This is a genomic window from Mesorhizobium sp. CO1-1-11 (assembly GCF_020164995.1).
Taxonomy (GTDB): Bacteria; Pseudomonadota; Alphaproteobacteria; order Rhizobiales; family Rhizobiaceae; genus Mesorhizobium; species Mesorhizobium australicum.
Window position 1 is genome coordinate 1 of the sequence record NZ_JAIUHE010000050.1, and the last position, 6357, is coordinate 6357.

Annotated in this window: 5 protein-coding genes; 2 read left to right on the forward strand and 3 right to left on the reverse strand. The window is 64.4% G+C overall.

Annotation, left to right across the window (positions count from 1 at the left end; genetic code table 11):
* Positions 1-212 precede the first annotated feature (212 nt).
* The 3 genes from LB554_RS29275 to LB554_RS29285 form a co-directional block, all read right to left on the reverse strand.
* Entirely contained in the window at positions 213-1376 is a 1164-nt protein-coding gene (locus LB554_RS29275; protein ID WP_224588292.1) for an ABC transporter substrate-binding protein, read from the reverse strand.
* A gap of 72 nt (positions 1377-1448) precedes the next feature.
* Entirely contained in the window at positions 1449-2291 is an 843-nt protein-coding gene (locus tag LB554_RS29280) for an ABC transporter permease (protein ID WP_224588293.1), read from the reverse strand.
* Positions 2288-3115, reverse strand: coding sequence for an ABC transporter ATP-binding protein (locus tag LB554_RS29285; protein ID WP_140618202.1), 828 nt, complete (start codon positions 3113-3115; stop codon positions 2288-2290). The genes LB554_RS29280 and LB554_RS29285 overlap by 4 nt, the downstream gene beginning before the upstream one ends.
* A gap of 313 nt (positions 3116-3428) precedes the next feature.
* On the opposite strand from LB554_RS29285, the gene LB554_RS29290 reads away from it, so the two are divergent.
* Both LB554_RS29290 and LB554_RS29295 read left to right on the forward strand, forming a co-directional pair.
* Positions 3429-4367, forward strand: a complete 939-nt coding sequence (locus LB554_RS29290) for a MurR/RpiR family transcriptional regulator (protein ID WP_224588294.1) — start codon at positions 3429-3431, stop codon at positions 4365-4367.
* A 151-nt stretch (positions 4368-4518) separates the two neighbouring features.
* Complete coding sequence (locus LB554_RS29295; protein ID WP_224588295.1) at positions 4519-6309, forward strand: NAD(P)/FAD-dependent oxidoreductase; 1791 nt, start codon at positions 4519-4521, stop codon at positions 6307-6309.
* Positions 6310-6357 lie beyond the last annotated feature (48 nt).

Consider the following 6357-nt stretch of genomic DNA (forward strand, 5'->3'; position numbering starts at 1 on the left):
AAGCTCGACGGAGTGGGGGTCGACCTTCGCCGCCCGCCTGAGGTTACTTCGCCAGATTGTGCCTGTCCCGCAGCGACTGCGCGTTTAGCGACCGCCTTCCCCCACTCCGTCGCCGCTTCGCGGCGCCACCTCTCCCCCCTCCGGAGGGAGAGGAAAGGAGCCAAGGCAGGGCAATGAGGAGTGGCGTCGTCATGGCCTTCGCTTGCGCGCCTCTACTTCACCGCCGAATCGAACAGGTGCGCCTTGATCTTCTCGACATCGAGCGCGGCAAAGCCCTCCGACAATTTGACCCCGTCGGCGTCGGCCTTGACCTTGGCCTTGTCGAAGTCGTTGGCGGCCGGGATCAGGTCGTTGCTGCAGACATCCTCGGCCTTAACCGGGTTGGTGATCTGGCCGATCTTGTGGATCTCGTCGAAGAAGCCCTGCCAGCTCGCCATGTCGTGCGAACCCCAGCCGCCGCGCTTGTCCATGTCGCCGCGGAAGACGTTGATCTGCTGCAGGATCGAGGTGGTGCCGAGCTCCGGTCCGAGGTTCTTGGCCAGGGTCGGGAACTGCTCGAACACCGCTTCGACCGCCGCGCGCGGATTTTGATAGCCGAACTCAAGGCCCATCGCCCAGCCGCGCAGGTATCTTTCCAGGAACGCCTTCTTGTCGGGATCCTCGAGATCGGCGGCGCGCACGACGAAGGTATTGGCCGGCAGTTTCGAGTTCTTCACGCCGAGCCAGTATTCGAAATCGAGACCCTTGGCGATCCATTCGGCGCGCAGCCCTTCCCATGACAGCGCCGCATCGCCCTGGCCGCCGGCAAGCGCGGTGCCCCAGGTCGGCCAGCCGGCCTCGACATACTTGACCTTCTTGATGTCGACGCCTTGCGCCGCAAGCAGCGGATCGGTGATCGACTGCCAGGCTGCGGAACCAAGCAGGATGGTCTTGCCTTCGAGCTTCTTCAGGTCGTTCGAGCCCTCGCCCTTGCGGAAGGCGATGCTGAACGTGTCGCGCGCGCCCATGTGGAACACCGACTTCAGCTTCATCCCGTTCTGGATGGCGAAGGAGAACACGCCGGGCGATGGAAAGCCCATATCGGCCTGGCCGACATCGACGAACTTCACCGTCGCCGTGCCGTCGGACGGTCCCGGCTGCATGTCGGTGTCCAGCCCGTCGAAATAGCCGGCCTTCTTGGCCGCCCAGTAGGGATAGTCGTCGAGCACTTCGAGCGTGCCGCGCGGCGAGATCCAGGTGAATTTTCCATAGGCCTCGGCCCTCGCCCTGAGGCCGGTGGCGCCGAGCGCGGTCGCCGTCACCAGCCCGGCGCCGGTCACCTGCAGGAAGGTGCGGCGGCTCATTCCCGCCTGCTGGATGAAATTGTCTTTGGTCATGGCATTCCCCTTTTTTGTTTGATGTCAGTCTGCCTTGCCGCCCGCCTCCCGGGCGTGGTCATTGCTTCTGCGTCAAGCCTCCCAGCTCGCCCATTTCTTGCCGATGAGGAAGAACAGCACGTAGATCAGGATGCCGAGCATCGACAGGATCAGCACCACGGCGAAGAATTGCGGCATCTGGATCATCGACGAGTAGGTGGTGAGCCGGTTGCCGAGGCCGAAGCCACCGCCGACCATCTCGGCGCCGACGGCGGTGAGCAGGCCGAAGATGGCGCCGATCATCAGCCCGACCAGGATCATCGGCAGCGCCATCGGCGCGCGGATCTTCCAGAAGATCTGCAAGGTGCTAGCGCCATAGGACCGCGCCAGCGCGATCTTGGCGCTGTCGACGCGACGAAAGCCGGTGGCGGCATTGATCATCACCATCGGCCCGGCGGCCAGGGCCACCGCAATGATACGGGGCGTGTAGCCGAAACCAAAGCGCAAGATGAGCAGCGGCACCAGCGCCAGCATCGGCGTGGTGACCAGCAGCAATATATACGGCGCGACGATCTTTTCCGCGAACGGGAACTGGGTGATGACGGCGGCCAGCACCAGACCGACGGCGGCGCCGATGGCAAAGCCGGACACCAGCTCGACCAGCGTATAGCCGAGATGCGGCACGATCAGCGGAAACTCGTCGAACAGCGCATAGGCGATCGAGCTCGGCGGCGGCATGATATAGAGCGGCACATGGAACAGCCGCAGCGCCAGTTCGATGCCGCCGATGATGATGACGGCGACGGCGAGGATGGCCGCTACCTCCTTGCCCGACTTGATGCCGGGGCCGCTGGCGAAGGCCGAGAGGTTGGTCAGGCTGACGTCTTGCCCATCGCCTGACTTCGACTTCGAAAATTCGGGAATGGCGTCGCTCACGGCCTGATCCTCACGATCTCGGCGCTCGGGCGCTCCGGCGCCTTCGGTCTGGTGCGCTCTCCGACAATGTCCATCTTGATCCGGTTGGTGAGGTCGAACACCTCCTTCGTCGCCATGATCTCCAGCGAGCGCGGCCGCGGGAACGGCACGCGGTATTCCTTGGCGACGCGGCCCGGCCGCGCGCTCAGCACCACGACGCGGTCGGAGAGGAAAATCGCTTCCTCGATCGAGTGGGTGATGAAGACGATGGTGGTCTTGGTGTCGAGCCAGATCTCCTCGACCAGCCGGTTCATCTCCTCGCGGGTAAAACTGTCGAGCGCGCCGAACGGCTCGTCCATCAAAAGCACCGAGGGTTTCAGCGCCAGCGCCCGCACGATCGCCGCGCGCTGCTGCATGCCGCCCGAAAGCTCGCGCGGGAATTTGCCGCCGAAACCGTCGAGGCCGACGCGGTTAAGCAGATGCGCGATCCAGGCGCGGTCCGGTTTTTCGCCCTTGATCTCGAAGGGGAAGCGGATGTTGGCGTCGAGATTGCGCCAGGGCAGGAGGTTGGCTTCCTGGAAGACGATGCCGATATCGGGATGCGGCCCGGAAATCTCTTTGCCGTCGAGCTTGATCGCGCCGCTTGTCAGGCCGTGCAGCCCCGACATCGACCACAAAAGCGTGGTCTTGCCGCAACCGGACGGGCCGACGATCGAGACGATTTCATTGGCTCTGACGTCGAGGCTGCAGCGGTCCAGCGCCAAGAGGTCGCCGGACGCCGTGTGATAGATCTTGGTCGCTGCCTGCACGCCAAGCTTCGGCGTTGTTATCTCGCCCGCGTTCATCCGCCCCTCGGAGATTGCGTGATGATCCAAAGGTCATCAGACTGTCAAAAATCAGTGTGTAACTATCCTACTTTGCTGTCAAGCGTCGACGACGGCAAGCGTAGGACGAGAATTGCCTACCGGACATAACTATCTGTTTTGGCGTGCTATTCTTTACCTTGAAATCTGTGTTGCTTTCCTACATGATTTGGCAGGCGCACACGCGAATGCCCTCGCGGCACGCATCGGTTGCAGCGCCGTCCTGCGCATGGAACGACAGCGTGCAAACATGATAAGAGGTCAGGTCGAAAACGGGCTAGGGAACACCGCCTTCATGACCGAAGCTGCCAGCCATCCGATCGCGGACGAAGAGGGAACCGGGGGCGAACCCGTCCGGCGCATTCCCGACATCATCTCGCTGGTCAAGGATTCCTACGGCGAATTGCGCCCGGCCGAACGCCGCGTCGCCGATGTCGTGCTCGAGAATGTCAAATATGCCGTCGACGCCTCCAACGCGGCGCTGGCCCAGCGCGCCGGCGTCAGCGAACCGACGGTGACCCGGTTCTGCCGCGCCATCGGCTGCGAGGGCGTGCGCGACTTCAAGCTGAAGCTGGCGCAGAGCCTCGTCGTCGGCGCACTCTACCTGGACACGTCGCCGGCCAGGGAGGGCGACGCCGCCATGCCGTTCTGGAACGCGGTGTTCGGCGAAGCGCGCCGGGCGCTGCAGGAAGCCGAGCGGCAGCTCGATCCGGGTGAGTTGGAAAAGGCCGCCGAGCTGATCGCCCGGGCCCGCCAGGTCACCGTGTTCGGGCTCGGCGGCAGCTCTTCGGCGCTGGCGCAGGAAACTCAGTACCGGCTGTTTCGCTATGGCATCTCGATCAGCGCCCAGTGCGACCCCTATTTGATGCGCATGACCGCCTCGACGCTGAAGCCCGGCGACCTGGTGGTCGCCATCTCGGCGACCGGGCGCACGCGCGAGGTGATCGAGGCCGTCGAACTCGCCAAGCACTACCGTGCCAACGCGATCGCCGTGACGGCGCCCGATACCGAGCTCGCCCGCGCCTGCGACGTCAGGCTGACGGTTGCCGTGCCCGAATATCCCGACACGCTGAAGCCGACGGCCTCGCGCTTCGCCTTCCTGGCGATGATCGACCTCCTGGCGGTGGCGTCGGCCTACAAGCTCGACGGCCCGGCCCGCGAGACCGTGCGCCGCATCAAATACAACGCCCAGATCCACCGCACGGGCAAGGAAATGGAGCCGCTGGGAGACTAGTCCCTTCTCCCCGTCACTATACGAGGAGCCCGTCATTATGCGAGGAGCCCCACTATACGAGGAGAAGGTGCCGGCAGGCGGATGAGGGGCAGCGCCGACTTCGACGGTTACCGTCCCAATACACGGATCGGACGTATGCAAGAGGGAAGAAATGCTCGAAATGTCACCATCCAAACAGGCGGCCGCATGGCTTGGCTCGTTTTCGCAGGCGCTTGAATCCGGCGACGTGTCAGCCGCAAGCAACCTGTTCGTCGACGATTGCTATTGGCGCGACCTGCTGGCCTTCACCTGGAACGTCACGACGATGGAAGGCCGCGAGGCCATCGCCGACATGCTGAAGTCGATGCTGGCGACGACGAAGCCTGCCGCGTGGCAGCTCACCGGCGAGGCGACCTCGGATGAAGGCACGATCGAGGCCTGGTTCACCTTCGAGACAGCGGCGGCCACGGGCCAAGGCATCATGCGGCTGCGCGACGGCCGCTGCCGTACCCTGTTCACTGCGATGACCGACTTGAAGGGATACGAGGAGCGCAAGGGCGCGGCGCGGCCGCTGGGCGTGCGCCACAAGGCGGACCCGGAACGCGAGACCTGGTCGGAAGCGCGGGCGCGTGAGGCGCGCGAGCTCGGCGTAACGGAGCAACCCTATTGCCTGGTCATCGGCGGCGGCCAGGGCGGCATCATGCTCGGCGCACGGCTGCGTCAGCTCGGCGTGCCAACCATCGTCATCGAGAAGAACGCACGGCCGGGCGATTCCTGGCGCAACCGCTACCGCACGCTCGTGCTGCACGATCCGGTCTGGTACGACCATCTGCCCTACATACCGTTCCCCGACAACTGGCCCGTCTTCACGCCCAAGGACAAGATGGGCGACTGGCTGGAAATGTACACGCGCGTCATGGAGCTGAATTACTGGGTCGCCACCAGGTGCCTCAGCGCCAGCTACGACGAGGCGGAGAAAGAATGGACCGTGGTGGTCGACCGCGTCGGGCAGCGCATCACGCTGAAGCCGAAGCACATCGTCTTCGCCACCGGCGCCTACGGTCCGCCGCGCAAGATCGATCTGCCGGGTTCCGACCAGTTCAAGGGCGAGCTGCTGCACTCCAGCCAGTATGCCAGCGGCGAGAAATTCCGCGGCAAGAAGGTCGCCGTCATCGGCGCGGCCAGTTCCGGCCACGACGTCTGCGTCGATCTCTGGGAGAGCGGCGCCGACGTCACCATGATCCAGCGCTCGCCGACCACGGTGGTCAAGTCGGACACGCTGATGCAGGTCGGCTTCGAGATATTCTCCGAGGACGCGCTGGCACGCGGCATCACCACCGAGAAGGCCGACATGATCGTCGCCTCGACGCCGTTCGCGCTGGTGCCCAAGGGCCAGCGCGCGCTCTACGACGTCATTCGCGCGCGCGACGCCGATTTCTACGAGCGTCTCGCCGCCTCCGGCTTCGCGCTCGATTTCGGCGACGACGAAACCGGCCTTTTGATGAAGGCCTATCGCACCGGCTCCGGCTATTACATCGACGTCGGCGCCTCGGACCTGATCATCGACGGCAAGGTCGGCATCCGCAGCGGCGTCGCGATAAAATCGCTGACGGCGAAAGGCATCCTGTTCGAGGACGGCAGCGAGCTCGAGGCCGACGCCATCGTCGCCTGCACCGGCTATCAGTCGATGAACGAGAATGTGGCGGCGCTCGTCTCGCGCGAGGTAGCCGACAAGGTCGGCCCCTGCTGGGGCCTCGGCTCCGGCGTCAAGGGCGACCCCGGCCCCTGGCAAGGCGAATTGCGCAATATGTGGAAGCCGACGGCGCAGGAAGCACTGTGGTTCCACGGCGGCAATCTCGCGCTGTCGCGCTTCTATTCGAAATATGTCGCGCTGCAGATCAAGGCACGGATGGAAGGGATCGAGACGCCGGTTTATGGGGCGCCGAGCAATTCGCGGCGGTGAGGCGGAAGCATGCTTCGGTGAGAGGTCGACCCCCACTCCGTCGAGCTT

What these genes read in the sequence shown, in the direction of transcription:
- LB554_RS29275 (WP_224588292.1), bottom strand. Translation starts at nt 1,376, where the DNA reads ATGACCAAAGACAATTTCATCCAGCAGGCGGGAATGAGCCGCCGCACC.
- LB554_RS29285 (WP_140618202.1), bottom strand. Translation starts at nt 3,115, where the DNA reads ATGAACGCGGGCGAGATAACAACGCCGAAGCTTGGCGTGCAGGCAGCG.
- LB554_RS29290 (WP_224588294.1), top strand. Translation starts at nt 3,429, where the DNA reads ATGACCGAAGCTGCCAGCCATCCGATCGCGGACGAAGAGGGAACCGGG.
- LB554_RS29295 (WP_224588295.1), top strand. Translation starts at nt 4,519, where the DNA reads ATGCTCGAAATGTCACCATCCAAACAGGCGGCCGCATGGCTTGGCTCG.